Origin of the sequence: Phycicoccus duodecadis, assembly GCF_002846495.1 — a bacterium.
GTDB classification, from domain to species: domain Bacteria; phylum Actinomycetota; class Actinomycetes; order Actinomycetales; family Dermatophilaceae; genus Phycicoccus; species Phycicoccus duodecadis.
Genome location: NZ_PJNE01000001.1, coordinates 3,096,488 through 3,111,026, shown reverse-complemented (window position 1 = coordinate 3,111,026; position 14,539 = coordinate 3,096,488). Strand labels below are relative to the sequence as shown.

General features: G+C 74.4%; 13 protein-coding genes. 8 read left to right on the top strand and 5 right to left on the bottom strand.

Features of this window, described 5'->3' with window-relative positions; translation table 11 throughout:
• The first annotated feature begins 2 nt into the window (after nucleotides 1-2).
• The 3 genes from eccB to valS are packed head-to-tail and all read left to right on the top strand — an operon-like array spanning nucleotide 3 to nucleotide 5,261.
• Nucleotides 3-1,334, top strand: a complete 1,332-nt coding sequence (gene eccB, locus ATL31_RS14425) for a type VII secretion protein EccB (protein WP_101396449.1) — start codon at nucleotides 3-5, stop codon at nucleotides 1,332-1,334.
• On the top strand, nucleotides 1,331-2,587 hold the full coding sequence (locus ATL31_RS14420) for a S8 family serine peptidase (RefSeq protein WP_143598403.1): 1,257 nt from the start codon (nucleotides 1,331-1,333) through the stop codon (nucleotides 2,585-2,587). The genes eccB and ATL31_RS14420 overlap by 4 nt, the downstream gene beginning before the upstream one ends.
• Before the next feature lie 43 nt (nucleotides 2,588-2,630).
• Nucleotides 2,631-5,261 carry a valine--tRNA ligase gene (gene valS / locus ATL31_RS14415; protein ID WP_101396445.1) on the top strand — a complete coding sequence of 877 codons (2,631 nt, stop codon included), beginning with the start codon at nucleotides 2,631-2,633 and terminating at the stop codon, nucleotides 5,259-5,261.
• Between the two features lie 110 nt (nucleotides 5,262-5,371).
• Here valS and ATL31_RS14410 read toward each other — a convergent pair whose 3' ends face one another.
• Nucleotides 5,372-6,049 (bottom strand): hypothetical protein, encoded by a 678-nt coding sequence (locus ATL31_RS14410; RefSeq protein ID WP_245862511.1) that lies wholly within the window; start codon nucleotides 6,047-6,049, stop codon nucleotides 5,372-5,374.
• Between the two features lie 60 nt (nucleotides 6,050-6,109).
• On the opposite strand from ATL31_RS14410, the gene ATL31_RS14405 reads away from it, so the two are divergent.
• Genes ATL31_RS14405 through ATL31_RS14385 form a run of 5 tightly spaced genes read left to right on the top strand, consistent with a single transcriptional unit; the run spans nucleotide 6,110 to nucleotide 10,160 of the window.
• On the top strand, nucleotides 6,110-6,838 hold the full coding sequence (locus ATL31_RS14405) for a DUF4129 domain-containing protein (RefSeq protein WP_101396443.1): 729 nt from the start codon (nucleotides 6,110-6,112) through the stop codon (nucleotides 6,836-6,838).
• The gene (locus tag ATL31_RS14400) at nucleotides 6,831-7,340 is read left to right on the top strand and encodes a hypothetical protein (protein ID WP_101396441.1); all 510 of its coding nucleotides are present in this window, start codon (nucleotides 6,831-6,833) and stop codon (nucleotides 7,338-7,340) included. The genes ATL31_RS14405 and ATL31_RS14400 overlap by 8 nt, the downstream gene beginning before the upstream one ends.
• Nucleotides 7,337-8,302: an AAA family ATPase gene (locus ATL31_RS14395; protein ID WP_101396439.1), complete on the top strand. Its 966-nt coding sequence runs from the start codon at nucleotides 7,337-7,339 to the stop codon at nucleotides 8,300-8,302. Before ATL31_RS14400 ends, ATL31_RS14395 begins: the two co-directional genes overlap by 4 nt.
• Nucleotides 8,299-9,642, top strand: coding sequence for a DUF58 domain-containing protein (locus ATL31_RS14390; protein ID WP_101396437.1), 1,344 nt, complete (start codon nucleotides 8,299-8,301; stop codon nucleotides 9,640-9,642). The genes ATL31_RS14395 and ATL31_RS14390 overlap by 4 nt, the downstream gene beginning before the upstream one ends.
• Complete coding sequence (locus ATL31_RS14385) at nucleotides 9,639-10,160, top strand: hypothetical protein (RefSeq protein ID WP_101396435.1); 522 nt, start codon at nucleotides 9,639-9,641, stop codon at nucleotides 10,158-10,160. Before ATL31_RS14390 ends, ATL31_RS14385 begins: the two co-directional genes overlap by 4 nt.
• A 67-nt stretch (nucleotides 10,161-10,227) precedes the next feature.
• Here ATL31_RS14385 and clpX read toward each other — a convergent pair whose 3' ends face one another.
• The 4 genes from clpX to ATL31_RS14365 all read right to left on the bottom strand — a co-directional run bounded on the left by clpX (nucleotide 10,228) and on the right by ATL31_RS14365 (nucleotide 14,400).
• Nucleotides 10,228-11,517, bottom strand: a complete 1,290-nt coding sequence (clpX, locus tag ATL31_RS14380; RefSeq protein WP_101396433.1) for an ATP-dependent Clp protease ATP-binding subunit ClpX — start codon at nucleotides 11,515-11,517, stop codon at nucleotides 10,228-10,230.
• A 322-nt stretch (nucleotides 11,518-11,839) separates the two neighbouring features.
• Nucleotides 11,840-12,799, bottom strand: a complete 960-nt coding sequence (locus tag ATL31_RS14375) for a hypothetical protein (protein WP_101396431.1) — start codon at nucleotides 12,797-12,799, stop codon at nucleotides 11,840-11,842.
• A gap of 304 nt (nucleotides 12,800-13,103) precedes the next feature.
• Complete coding sequence (locus ATL31_RS14370) at nucleotides 13,104-13,745, bottom strand: ATP-dependent Clp protease proteolytic subunit (RefSeq protein WP_101396429.1); 642 nt, start codon at nucleotides 13,743-13,745, stop codon at nucleotides 13,104-13,106.
• Nucleotides 13,746-13,773: 28 nt separating this feature from the next.
• Complete coding sequence (locus ATL31_RS14365) at nucleotides 13,774-14,400, bottom strand: ATP-dependent Clp protease proteolytic subunit (RefSeq protein WP_101396427.1); 627 nt, start codon at nucleotides 14,398-14,400, stop codon at nucleotides 13,774-13,776.
• Nucleotides 14,401-14,539: the final 139 nt, after the last annotated feature.

The following is a 14,539-nucleotide window of genomic DNA, read 5'->3' as shown; positions in this document are numbered from 1 at the left end:
CCATGGCCACCAAGAAGGACCTCGTCGAGGCCCAGTCGTTCAGCCGGCGACGCCTCACCACCGCCTTCGTCAGCGGCGCCCCGGGCGGCCGCGAGGTCGAGCCCGACCGGCCGCTGCGGGCGGTCGTCGGCGGTCTGGCGCTCTCGGTCGTGCTGGTGCTCGGCAGCATGGCCTTCGGCTGGCTGCGCTCGTCGCTGCCGGACGACTGGAAGAACGAGCGGCTCGTCATCGCCGAGGACAGCGGCGCTCGCTACGTCTCCATCAAGAGCGTGCTGCACCCGGTCGTCAACACCACCAGTGCCCGCCTGCTCATCCCGGCCGACAAGTTCAAGGTCGTCGCGGTCCCCGACGAGGAGCTCGCCGACATCAAGCGCGGGCCGACCCTCGGCATCCTGGGGGCGCCCGACTCGCTGACCCCGCGCGACCGGCTCGTCGACAGCGGATGGCTCTCGTGCCTCGGCACCGGGGGCCAGGTCTCCACCGCCGTGGGCCCGCAGCGCGCCGGGCGCCCGGCCACCGATGCCGCGGTGCTGGTCCGCGCGGCCGGGAAGACCTTCGTCGTCGCCGGGAACCTCCGCTACCCGGTGGCCGCCCGCAACGTCTCGGCGGTGGCGGTCGCACTCCGCCTCGACGGCCGCCCACCCATCGAGGCGCCCGCCACCTGGCTCAACCTGGTGCCCGAGGGCCCGGCGCTGGGCCCGCTCTCGGTCGACGACCTCGGCAAGCCGCTGCCCGGGCTGCCGGCCGGGGCCACCGTCGGCTCGGTCCTCAAGCTCGACAGCGACGGACGCCACTACGTGGTCACCCCGCGCGGCGACCTCGAACCGCTGCCCGACGTCGCCCTCGCGATGTACCGCCTGGGGTCGGGCGCCTCGTCCACCGAGATCCCGGTGCAGGCCGCCCAGATCGCCCGCCTCCAGGTCAGCCCGCAGCAGATCGCCCCCCGCGAGTGGCCCGAGGCCCTGCCGACCGGCCTCGAGACCACCCCGTGCCTCACCCTGACCGCGGCCGCCGGCACCCCGCCCGAGGTCACCCTCACCACGGTCGTCGACCAGCCGCCGGCCTCCGAGCGCGGCCGCACCACCGTCGACACCGGCTCGGGCGCGCTCGTCCGAGCCGTCACCGGGCAGGTCCTCGGCAAGGGTCCGGTGCTGGCGATCGACCAGACCGCCACCGCCTACGCCATCGACTCCCCCGACAAGGAGGTGCTCGCCCGCCTCGGCTACCGGCCCGACGACGTCGTCCCGGTGCCCCAGGCGTGGGCCGAGCTGTTCCGCTCCGGGCCGTCGCTCGGCACGGCGGCCGCCGGGACGATCGTCAGCGGACAGTCGTGAGCGGTCGGCGCCGGGCCCTGGTGGCCCTGGTTCCCGTGGTCGCGGCGCTCGCGGCGGGCACCGCCCTCCCCGCCGCGGCGTCCCCCGTCCCGGCCGCTCGGGCCGGGGTCCCCGGCGCGGCGCCGCCCGCCGCGGGCGAGGCCTGTGAGGAGGGCCGCACCCAGTACGTCGCCGACACCCCGGCCGGCCTCATCCGGCTGGCAGCCACCCGCGCCTGGCCGTTGGCCACGGGGCGGGGCGTCACCGTCGCGGTCGTCGACAGCGGCGTGGCGGCGGCGAACGCGCACTTCCCGAAGGGGTCGGTCCTGCCGGGGCGCAGCTTTGTCGGGGGCTCGGCCACCACCGACAAGCGCCTGCACGGCACCGCCGTGGCCGGCATCATCGCCGCCCGCCCCCTCGCCTCCCGCTCCGGGGTGCAGGGCCTGGCCAAGCGCGCGACGATCCTTCCGGTCAAGGTGGTCCCCGACGAGCAGGATGACCGGGCCGCCGACGCCGACGCCGGAACCCTCGCCGAGGCCATCGTGTGGGCGGCCGACCAGGGCGCGAAGGTCATCAACGTCTCGCTCAGCACCACCCGCGACGACCCGCGGCTGGCCGCGGCGGTGGCCACGGCGACCTCCCGGGGCGCCCTCGTCGTGGCGTCCGCCGGCACCGCCACGGCCGAGGACTCGCTCCCGGTCACCGGCGTGCGCTACCCGGCGGGCTACCGCGACGCGCTCGGGGTCGCCGCCACCGACGCCGACGACACGGTCGCCAGGACGTCGGTGCGCGGTGAGCAGGTCGACGTCGCGGCGCCGGGCGTCGACGTGCTGACCACCTTCGGCGCGTGGGGCGACTGCTACCTCAGCGCCGACGACGGCTCCACCAGCTACGCCACCGGCTACGTCTCGGCCGCCGCCGCCCTCCTCGCGCAGCGGTTCCCGGCCGAAGGGCCCCGCGGCTGGGCCCACCGGCTCGAGGCCACCGCCGCCCGCGAGCGCCGCGACGCCCGCGACGACGCCGTCGGATGGGGCCTGGTGCAGCCGGTCGAGGCGCTCACCGCCGTCCTCGACGCCGGAGTCGCCGGACCACTGCTGCCCGGTGCGACCCCCACCGCATCGCCCCGGGCGGTCTCCCGCCGGGTCGCCGTGGGCGAGGAGCCCGACCCGCTGGCGGCCGACCGGCGCCAGGTGCTGTGGGTGGCCGTGGCGGGGACCAGCCTCCTGCTCGGGCTGGCCCTGGTGCGACTCCAGCGGCGGCGTCCGACCGCCTGAACCCGGATGAGCCGCGGCCCCACCGTCTGGGAGGATGTGCGGCATGACCGAGCACCTCTCCCCATCCCTCGCTGCCTCCGTCCCGGACCGACCGTCGCTCGACGGCCTCGAGGACAAGTGGGCCGCGGTATGGCAGGAGCAGGGCACCTACGCCTTCGACCGTGCGGCCGCACTGGCCGGCCCGCGTTCGGCGGTGTTCTCCATCGACACCCCGCCGCCGACCGCCAGCGGCTCGCTGCACATGGGCCACGTCTTCAGCTACACCCACACCGACTGCATGGCGCGCTACAAGCGGATGGCCGGCTTCAACGTCTTCTACCCGATCGGCTGGGACGACAACGGGCTCCCCACCGAGAAGCGGGTGCAGAACTACTACGGCGTGCGCGGCGACGCCACGCTGCACCACGACCCCGCGTTCGAGCCGCCGTTCCGCGGCGACGCCAGGAGCACCAAGGCGGCCGACGAGACGCCGGTGTCGCGGCAGAACTTCATCGAGCTCTGCGACGAGCTGACGGTGCGCGACGAGGAGGCCTTCGAGTCGCTCTTCCGGCGGATCGGGCACAGCTACGACTGGTCGATCACCTACCGCACCATCGACGACCACTCGCGGGCCACCGCGCAGCAGGCGTTCCTGCGCAACCTGGCCCGCGGCGAGGCCTACCAGGCCGAGGCGCCCGGGCTGTGGGACGTCACCTTCCAGACCGCCGTGGCCCAGGCCGAGCTCGAGGCCCGCGACTACCCCGGCGCCTACCACCGGGTCGCGTTCCACGGCGCCGACGGCCCCGTGTACATCGAGACCACCCGCCCCGAGCTCATCCCCAGCTGCGTGGCCCTCATCGCCCACCCCGACGACGAGCGCTACCAGCCGCTCTTCGGCACCACGGTGCGCACGCCGCTGTTCGGGGTCGAGGTGCCCGTGCTCGCGCACCCCGCCGCCGAGATCGACAAGGGTGCGGGCATCGCGATGTGCTGCACCTTCGGCGACCTCACCGACGTGCTGTGGTGGCGCGAGCTGCGGCTGCCCACCCGCTCGGTCATCACCCGCACCGGCCGGGTGCAGTCGGAGGTGCCGTCATGGCTCGCCGGCACCCCGGGCGAGGCGCTCTACGCCGAGGGCCTGGCCGGCAGGACGGCGTTCGGTGCCCGCGAGGCCGTCGTCACGGCGCTGCGCGAGTCCGGCGACCTCGACGGCGAGCCCAAGCCCACCCAGCGCAAGGCCAACTTCTACGAGCGCGGCGAGAAGCCCCTCGAGATCGTGACCTCGCGCCAGTGGTACATCCGCAACGGTGGCCGCGACGTCGAACTCAACGCGGCCCTGGTGGCGCGCGGCGACGAGATCGACTTCCACCCGGGGTTCATGCGCTCGCGCTACACGAACTGGGTGAGTGGCCTCAACGGCGACTGGCTGGTCTCGCGCCAGCGCTTCTTCGGCGTGCCGATCCCGGTCTGGTACCCCCTGGACGCCGACGGCGAGCCCGACTACGCCCACCCGATCGTGCCCTCCGAGGCCGAGCTGCCCGTCGACCCGGCCGCCAACCCGCCCGCCGGCTACGACGAGACGCAGCGCGGCGAGCCCGGCGGCTTCGTGGGCGACCCCGACGTCCTCGACACCTGGGCCACCTCCTCGCTCAGCCCGCAGATCGCCGCCGGCTGGCGCGACGCCGCGGGCACGGGGACCGACCCGCTGTTCGAGAAGGTCTTCCCCTTCGACGTGCGCCCCCAAGGCCACGACATCATCCGTACCTGGCTGTTCTCGACGGTCGTGCGCGCGCACTTCGAGCACGGCACCGTGCCCTGGACCGACGCCGCCATCAGCGGCTGGATCCTCGACCCCGACCGCAAGAAGATGAGCAAGTCCAAGGGCAACGTCGTGACGCCCGAGGACCTGCTCAAGGAGCACAGCGCGGATGCCGTGCGCTACTGGGCCGCCAGCGGGCGCCTCGGCACCGACGCCGCCTACGACGTCGGGCAGATCAAGGTCGGGCGCCGCCTGGCCATCAAGGTCCTCAACGCGAGCAAGTTCGCCCTCTCGTTCGGCGACGTCGACGGCGAGCTCGCCGCGCTGGTGACCCAGCCCATCGACCGCTCGCTGCTCACCGGGCTGCGCGACGTCGTGGCCAAGGCGACGGCGGGCTTCGAGGCGTGGGACTTCACCCGGGCCCTCGAGGTCACCGAGCAGTGGTTCTGGGCGTTCTGCGACGACTACCTCGAGCTGGTCAAGGACCGTGCGTACGGGGCGCAGGGCGATGCCGCGGCCGCCAGTGCGCGTGCGACCCTGCGGATCTCGCTCGACGTCGTGCTGCGCCTGCTCGCTCCGGTGCTGCCCTACGTCACCGAGGAGGTCTGGTCGTGGACCCACGACGGCTCGGTGCACCGCGCGGCGTGGCCCACCGTCGACGAGGTCCCCGGTGGCGGCGACCCGGCGCTGCTCGGGTCCGTCGGCGCGGCCCTGGCCGTGGTGCGCAAGGCCAAGTCCGAGGCCAAGGTCGGGATGCGGGCCGAGGTGCCGACGCTGACCATCGTGGGGCCCGAGGCCGCGCTCGATCACGTGCGGGCGGCCGAGGCCGACCTGCGCGCCGCCGGCAAGCTCACCGGGACCCTCGACCTCGCCGCCGGTGACGAGGTGGCGGCCCGCGACGTCGAGCTGGTGCCGGTCGCCAAGCCCACCGCCTGACCCCCGCTCCAACTTTTTCTCCCCGTGCGGGAAGGTTCACCCTCGCCGCGCAACGGTTCCGCGGCGATGGTGAAGGTTCCAGCACCGGGCGAAAAAGTGGGGATGTCGGGTCAGGCCGGGGCGGGGCTCGGCGCCACCGCCCGCTCCCGCGTCTCGACCCGCCGAAGACCGTTCGGGCGCACCGCGACCCACGGCACGTCCCAGCCCGACAGCCCCATGCGGTGCTGCACCAGGGCGTCGCGCCGCAGGTGGTCGACCCGCCCGGTGCCGGGGTCGTAGACGTCGAGCATCCGGTCCCCGTCGCCGGGCAGCACCAGCACCACGTGGCGGGGCAGGAGCCGCGAGCCGATGTAGAGCAGGCCCGGCTCACCGTCGGCCACGCAGTCGACGAGCCGGTCGAAGGCCTCGACCAGGGCGTACTCGTCGAGGCCGCGCACCGTGTCGAGGACGTACTCGGTGCCCGCGCGGGACGCGCCGTACTCGAGCTCGTGCTTGGCCCCCCAGGGCGGGGTGCCGAGGGCCCGCGGCCACGGGAGGTTGAGTCGGTGCCGCCCGGCCAGCAGCCCGTTGGTGCGCCGCATCACCACCCGCTCGTAGGCGGCGAAGCGCTCGGCCGGGGTCGACCCGGCGGGCGAGCCCGGCGGGTGCGGCTCGCCGGTGCGGACCCAGGACGCGAAGACGGGGTCGACCAGCATCCGGGCCACCGTCAGGCACGCCGAGCCACACGTCACGGGTGACTGCTGGACGGGGCCGGTGTCACCCGCACGCAGGCGGAAGGTGGTCGCCACGGCCCCATCGTGACGCCAACCGGCTCCCGATGCCATCACCGGGTGTGCTTGGGTGTGTCCGTGCTCTCCCGTCGCGCGCTCCCGCTCGGCCGTGGGGCCGTCGTCACGGCGGTGGGGACGGTCACGGTCCTCCTCGTCGTCTGGGCCTCCGCCGTGCCACTCCCCGCCCGGGTCATCTCGAGCCCCACGGCCACCTTCACGAACGACCCCACCGCCCCGCTGGACGACTCGCAGGCACCGCAGTCGCAGATCAACGCGCCGCCGTTCACCGGCACCCGCCGCGACGGCGGCCTGCTCGACGCCGTCCTCGGCTACGGCACTGCAGTCCTGCTGGGCGTCGCGGTGCTCTTCCTGCTGGCCCTGGTCGCCCGTCAGCTGCTCGACGCCTACCGCGACCGGGGCGTGGTCGTGGGCGACGCCACGGCCGGGCCGGACGTCGACCGGGTGGCGGCCACCGTCGCCTCCGACGCCTCCGGACGCCTGGCCGCCCTGTCGGGCGGCAGCCCGGCCGAGGGCATCGTCGCGGCCTGGACCCGCCTCGAGGCGAGCCTGCGCGACGCCGGCCTGCCGATGCCGCCCTCGCGCACGTCCACCGAGACCACCGTCGCGGCGCTCGGGCGCTACGTGGTGGATGCCGGCGCCCTGCACGCGCTCGCCGCCCTCTACCGCGAGGCGAGCTGGTCGCACCACCCCCTCACCGAGGACGACCGCACCCGGGCCGAGGACGCCCTGCGCGCGCTCGACGCCCAGCTGGCTCCCGCGCGGGAGGCGGGCGTGCGCCGTGGCTGACCTCCCGAGCCCGCGGGCGCGCGCCGGACTCGCCGCGGGGGCCGTCGTCCTGGTCGTCCTCCTGACCCTGGTCCGCGGGCCGGTCGTCCTCCAGGCGCTCGCCGCGGCTGCGGTCGGGGTCGCGCTGATCGCCCTGGTGCCGGTGCTCGTCCGCCGTGACGACGTCGACTGGGCCTGGTTCCCGCGCCGCGCCGACGACGTACCGCCCGAGCCCGGCATCGCGACGCTGCGCCGCACGCTGCAGCCCGAGCCCCGCGACACCGGCGCCTCCGAGCGCCTCCACGACATCGTCACCCGCATCGCCGACGACCGCGCGCCCCACGGCGTCCCGCCCGGCCCGCTCGCCACGTACCTGGCGGCGCCCCCGCGACCCACCTCGCTCGAGGAGGTCGAGCGGCTCGTGACCGAGCTGGAGGCCCTCTCCCCCGGCGCCACCCGTTCCAGCACCACCCAGCCCGGCCCCACCCCGGCCGACCCGTCCCGTCCGAAGGAGAACCCGTGACCGACATCCCCACCGCGCACCGGCGAGCGCTCGCCGTCCTCGACGAGGTCGACACCGTCGTCGTCGGCAAGCGCTCCGCCACCGAGGTCGTCCTCGCGGCGGTGCTGGCCGGGGGCCACGTGCTGATGGAGGACTTCCCGGGGCTCGGCAAGACCCTGGCGGCTCGGACCTTCGCGACCGCCCTCGGCCTGGACTTCACCCGTGCGCAGTTCACCCCTGACCTGCTGCCCTCCGACCTCACCGGCGCGTTCGTGTTCGACCAGAAGGAGGGCGCCTTCGAGTTCCGCAAGGGCCCGATCTTCACCGGCCTCCTCCTGGCCGACGAGATCAACCGCACCCCGCCCAAGACCCAGGCCGCGCTCCTCGAGGCGATGCAGGAGCACCAGGTCACGGTCGAGGGCCAGACCTTCCCGCTGCCGCGCCCCTTCCACGTGCTCGCCACGGCCAACCCGGTCGAGTACGAGGGCACCTACCCGCTGCCCGAGGCCCAGCTCGACCGCTTCCTCGTGCGCGTGGCCTTCGGCTACCCCGGCGCCGACGAGGAGCTCGAGGTGCTCCACCGACGGATGTCGCGCCGCCAGGAGGACCAGCAGGCGCGCCGCGTGGTCGACGCCGCCGAGCTGCTCGAGCTGCAGGCCGCCCTCGAGGACGTCACCGTCTCGCCCGAGGTCGCCCGCTACTGCGTGGCGCTGGCGCGCGCGACCCGCGAGCACGAGCAGGTACTGATGGGGGCCTCCCCCCGCGGGTCCCTGGCGCTGCTGCTGGTGGGGCGCGGCTACGCCGTCATCCGGGGTCGCGACTACGTGACGCCCGACGACGTCAAGGCCGTGGCGCCCGCCGTGCTCGAGCACCGGGTCGTCGCCCGTCCCGAGCTGTGGATGAGCGACGTCGGGCCCCGCAGCATCGTCGCCGACGTGCTGCGCACGGTCCCGGCGCCGCGGGTCGCGGTGCGCTCGGCGTGAACGGCGGCTGGCGCCCCACCCGGGCGTTCGGCCGGGCCGCCGCCGTCGGGCTGGCGCTGCTCGTCATCGGGACGGGCCTGCGCCGGGGCGACGTGGCGGTGCTGGGGGTCCCGCTGCTCGGGGTCGCCCTGTGGTCGGTGCTCACCGCCCCCCGCACCGCGCCCACCGCCCGCAGCCGGCTCGAGGGTGGCCCGGTGCACGAGGGCGAGAGCCTGACCTGGCGGGTCGACGTCGAGCCCGTCGCCGGCCTGCGCGAGGTGCTGGCCCACCTGCCCGCCGACCGCTGGACCGAGACCACCCCCGCCCACGGGCACGTCGTGGGCACCGCGAGGGGCGACGGCACGGCGGTGCCGGTGGCAGTCGGCGTGCGCCCCGCCCGCTGGGGGGTGCGGCGGATGGGGCCCGCGCAGGTCGCAGCGGTCGGTGACCTCGGCTCGTTCGTGTGGAGCTGGCCCGAGCAGCACACCGAGACCCTGGTGGTCGTCCCGAGGCCCGGTGACTTCACCTCCCGGGCCGCCCTGCCGCACCCGGTCGGCCTGGTGGGTCAGCACCGCTCCACCCGTCCCGGCGGCGGTACCGAGCTCGCCGACATCCGCCCCTTCCGCACCGGCGACCGGCTGCGCCGCATCCACTGGCCGGTGTCGCTGCGCACCGGCGCCCTGCACGTGACGACCACCTACGCCGACGAGGACGCCGAGGTGCAGGTCGTCGTCGACGCCGTGCGCGACCTCGGGCACCGCGACGTCGCCCGTGGGCGCCTGACCAGCCTCGACGTGGCCGTGGAGGCCGCGGGTGCGGTGGCGGCCCACTACCTCTCGACGGGTGACCGCGTGGGGCTGTCGGTACTCGGCGGTGGCGGCCTGGTCGAGGTGCCGGCCGTGGGCGGCCACCATCAGCTGGCGCGCGTCCTGGTCGGTCTGGGGCGTGCCGAGCCGGCCCGCGGGACCCTGGCCGAGGAACGGCTGCTCCAGGCCCAGCTGGCCCGGGCCGTCTCGCCGGGGGCGGTCGTGGTGCTCCTGTCGGGGCTGGTCTCGGTCGGCCCGCTCGGCCAGGCCGTGCGCCTGGCGCGCAGCGGGCACGTCGTCCTCGTCGTCGACACCCTCCCGGCCGCGCTGGCCGGCACCGGCGTCTCCGCCGAGGACGCGATGGCCGCGACCGGCATCGGGGACCCGCGGCTCGCCCGGCTGGTGTGGCGGCTGCGGCTGCTCGACCGCGAGCGCGAGGTGCGGCGCTGCGCAGCGGCCGGCGTCCCGGTGGTGCCGTGGCAGGGGGCCGGGTCGCTCGACGCCGTACTGCGCGGCCTCGGCCGGCGCCGGCGCTCCACGGCGGTGGGCCGATGATCCCGGCGACGCTCTGGCGCCGGCTGGCCCGCGGCACCGTGGTGGCCAGCGACGTGCTGGTCCTGCTCGTGGCCATGGCCGAGCTCCCCGGGGCGCTGAAGATCGCCGGCCCCCTGCTCGCCGGGGCCACCGTCTGGGCCCTGCTCGCCCCGGCGTCGTGGGGCGCGCTGGTACTGCTCGCGCTGCAGGCGCTGGTGCTGGCAACCTCGCGCACGGTACCGGCCTCGGTCACCGACTGGTCGCTGGCAGCGCTCGGCGCCACCCTGCTGCTCGTCACGCACCTGGCGCTGTCGCTGCTGGCGGCCTGGCCGCCGGGGGCGATGCTCCCCCGCTCCACCGCCGCCCGGTGGGCGCGCCAGACGGGTGTGCTTGCCGCTCTCGGCGGCGGGTGTGCGGCCCTGGGGCTCCTGGCCTCGCGCACGCCCGTGGGCTGGGGCCCGTGGGTGGGCGCCGTGGCCCTGCTGGCCGTCGCCGGGACCGCGGCCCTGCTGCGCGCTGCGGCGGGCCGCCGGGCCTGATGCCGACGACGCCCCGCCGGCATCCGGCGGGGCGTCGTGTCGGGGCTCGACCGCGGGTCGACCCGGGTCAGGCCGAGCGCTTGCGCGGGGTGCGCTTGCGGGTGGAGTCGGCGTCGTGGCGCACGATGGTCGGCAGCACGTTCTCGAGGACGACCTCGCGCGTGACGACGACCTTGGCGATCTCCTCGTCGCTCGGCACGTCGAACATGGTGGGGAGGAGGACCTCCTCCATGATCGCGCGCAGGCCACGGGCGCCGGTGCCGCGGGCCAGGGCCTGCTCGGCCACGGCCTCGACGGCCTCGTCGGTGAACTCGAGGACGACGCCGTCGATCTCGAACATCTTCTGGTACTGCTTGATGAGGGCGTTGCGCGGCTCGGTGAGGATGCGGACGAGCGCGGCGGTGTCGAGCGGCGCGACCGTGGTGATGACCGGGACGCGGCCGATGAACTCGGGGATCAGACCGAACTTCATCAGGTCCTCGGGCATGACCTCGTGGATGCTGTCGGCCAGGTCCTTGGGCGTGTGCAGCTCGGAGCCGAAGCCCAGGCCCTTCTTGCCGTTGCGCGACTCGATGAGCTTCTCGAGCCCGGCGAACGCACCCCCCACGATGAACAGCACGTTGGTGGTGTCGATCTGGATGAACTCCTGGTGCGGGTGCTTGCGGCCGCCCTGCGGAGGCACCGAGGCGGTGGTGCCCTCGAGGATCTTCAGCAGCGCCTGCTGCACCCCCTCGCCGGACACGTCGCGGGTGATGCTCGGGTTCTCGGACTTGCGGGCGATCTTGTCGACCTCGTCGATGTAGATGATCCCCGTCTCGGCCTTCTTGACGTCGTAGTCGGCGGCCTGGATGAGCTTGAGGAGGATGTTCTCGACGTCCTCGCCGACGTAGCCGGCCTCGGTCAGGGCCGTGGCGTCGGCGATGGCGAAGGGGACGTTGAGCATCTTGGCCAGGGTCTGGGCCAGGTAGGTCTTGCCGCAGCCGGTGGGCCCGATGAGCAGGATGTTCGACTTGGCGATGTCGACGTGCTCGGCGTCCTTCTTGCCGGAGGCCGCGGCCTCGCCGGCCTGGATGCGCTTGTAGTGGTTGTAGACGGCGACGGCGAGGGCCTTCTTCGCGACGTCCTGGCCGATGACGTAGTTCTCGAGGAAGTCGAAGATCTCGCGCGGCTTGGGCAGCTCGTCGAGGCCCAGCTCGCCGGTCTCGGCCAGTTCCTCCTCGATGATCTCGTTGCAGAGGTCGATGCACTCGTCGCAGATGTACACGCCGGGGCCGGCGATGAGCTTCTTGACCTGCTTCTGCGACTTGCCGCAGAAAGAACACTTGAGCAGGTCGCTGGTCTCTCCGACGCGTGCCACGAACGGGTCCCTTCCTCGGCGCTGACGACGCCGCCGACGCTACCTGTCGGCGGGTGGTGCCGCACCCATTGAACCGCCGAGCGGTGCGGCGCGTCGCACTTGTCCGCTGTCAGCGCAACGGCCCCACGGCGCGCGGCGCGGCGGTTCGAGGGCCCGCCCACGCGGGCGCGGAGGGCTATGGCCTGGACGCCTGCTGGGGTCATCCTGCCGCGCACCGGTCACGCTGCCGCACCCCGGCCCCAGGTGGCCGGTGCCCGTCGCAGTGGCCGGTGCGCTGCGGGATACCCGGTGTTCGGCCGGATGCCCGGTGCGGCCTCCGGAGTCACGCCGTCGGCCTCCCGAGGTCGAACCAGGTGCAGCAGGCCGCGGGGCGTACCCCCACCTCGGCCAGGACCCGTGCCAGCGCGGGCGGGTCCATCGCCACCGCCCAGATCCAGCGCGCGACCCTGACCTGACGGCGCAGCCGGTCCTCTCGGCGCTTCTCGGCCCACACCACCTCGCCCGCCCGGCGGGGGTCGGCACCCTCCGGCACCCGGTACTTGACCTGCCCGTCGAACTCCCCCGCCACCCCGGGCCACCCGAAGTCGGCCAGCCCGATGACGCCGTCCGCGTCCGAGTGCTCGACCTGGAGCCGGGGCCTGGGGAGGTTCAGCCGGAACATCTGCACCCGCGACAGGCTCTCCCCCGCCGACATGCTGTCGGGGTCGGCGAGGTCCCGCACCAGGGCGGCGGCCGTCCGGCCGCGGGTGCGCCGTGGCAGGACCGCGACCTCGGCCGCCAGCTCGTTCTGCGTGCACAGCCGGTGCCGCAGGGCGTGGTCGGCGGCGGCGACCGCACTGGCCAGCGACCCGGTGCGGGCCAGGTCGACGATCGTGCGCGGCACCGGAGTGACCCGCACGCCCGCCACGTCGACCGGGTCGACCTCGGGACCGACGAGCGGCCGCAGCAGGTCGGACCCGCTGACCCGGCCGGACGGCGCGTGCACGACGACGGCGGGCGGCCAGTCCTCGATGCGCGGCAGGCCCCAGAGCGCGGCGGCCGAGACGCCCGAGACGACGTGCCCGCTCCCCGGCCGGCAGCGCAGCAGGGAGGCGTGCACCAGGGACGCGTGGCGCTGCCCCGGCGTCAGGGCGCCCCAGACCGGGCGCGGTAGCCACACACCGTGCCGGACCTGGTGCCAGGACGTGCGGTCCTGGGCCGGTTCGACGCCCCTGCGCCGCAGGTCCGACCCCAGCCGCAGCCGGCCGGGGTCGAAAGGTGGTGGGGGCGCGGAGCCGAGCATCGCGTCAGCGTGCCAGGTCGGCGCGCCGGCCCCGTGGCGTCATCCACAGGCCCGTGCCCGACGCCGGTAGGCCTGCGCGGCACCGGTGATCCTGCAGGGCATCAGTCGTCCTGCCACGCACCGGCGACGCTGCCACGCACCGGCGACGCTGGCGAGCACCGGCCCCCTGGGACCGGTGCCCACCGGAGTGACCGGGGCGCGACGGAGCGGGCGGTGCGCACCGGACGCCCCGCACGCGGCGACGCCGCCCTCGCGGGTGCGGGGGCGGCGTCGTCGGAGGGTCACCGCGCGGGCGACCCCTGGGTCAGTTGGCCTTGCGGGAGGCGAGCACCTCGTCGATGAGGCCGTACTCCTTGGCCTGCGCGGCCGAGAGGATCTTGTCGCGCTCGATGTCCTTGCGGACGAGCTCGACGTCACGCCCGGAGTGCGAGGCGATGGTGTCCTCGAGCCAGCCGCGCATCCGGATGATCTCGTTGGCGTGGATCTCGAGGTCGGAGGCCATGCCACCGGTGCCCTCGATGGCCGGCTGGTGGATGAGCACCCGGCTGTTCGGCAGGGCGAAGCGCTTGCCCTTGGCGCCGGCGCCCAGCAGCACCGCGGCCGCCGAGGCCGCCTGCCCGATGACGAACGTCTGCACGTCGGGGCGGATGTACTGCATGGTGTCGTAGATGGCCGTCATGGCCGTGAACGAGCCACCGGGGCTGTTGATGTACATCAGGATGTCGCGGTCGGGGTCCTGGGACTCGAGCACGATGAGCTGGGCGATGACGTCGTCGGCGGACGCGTCGTCGACCTGCACCCCGAGGAAGATGATGCGGTCCTCGAAGAGCTTGGTGTACGGGTCGAGGCGCTTCATCCCGTAGGAGGTGCGCTCCTCGAACTGGGGCAGGATGTAGCGGCTCTGGGGGCCGGGCACGTGGAGGCGGCCGGTCAGGTCTGCGTTCATGTCTCTCTCTCGCGTCGTCTCGGCCGGGTCAGTCGGCGGTCACGGGGTTGTCGGCGTGCGCGCCGGCCATGTCGGCCTTCTTGATGACGTGGTCGACGAAGCCGTACTCCTTGGCCTCGGCCGCGGTGAACCAGCGGTCGCGGTCGGAGTCCTGCTCGATCTGCTCCTTGGTCTGGCCCGTGTGCTCGGCGATCAGCTCGGCCATCTGCTTCTTGATGTGGATGAGCTGCTCGGCCTGGATCTTGATGTCGGAGGCGGTGCCGCCGATGCCGCCCGACGGCTGGTGCATCATCACGCGGGCGTGCGGGGTGGCGTAGCGCTTACCCGGCTCGCCGGCCGACAGGAGGAACTGGCCCATCGAGGCCGCCATCCCCATCGCCACGGTGGCGACGTCGTTGGGGATCCACTGCATGACGTCGAAGATCGCCATGCCGGCGGTCACCGAGCCACCGGGGCTGTTGATGTACAGCCAGATGTCCTTCTCGGGGTCCTCGGCGGCGAGGAGCAGCATCTGCGCGCAGATGGCGTTCGCGTTGTCGTCGCGCACGTCGGAGCCGAGGAAGATGATCCGCTCCTTGAGGAGACGGTTGTAGATGTGGTCGTCGAGGCCGGCCCTCTGGCCGTCGCCCGCGGCGACGATCTCACTACTGGTCACGACTCGTCACTCCTCGTTCGTCAGGGTTCTTCTACCTTTCAGTGACCCTAACGCCCGGCCCTGTCGCCCGTACTCCCCGACCGGCGCGTGTTCGCCGTGAGCACAACCCGTGCCCCGGCGCCGCGCGAGGGCGGGCCCG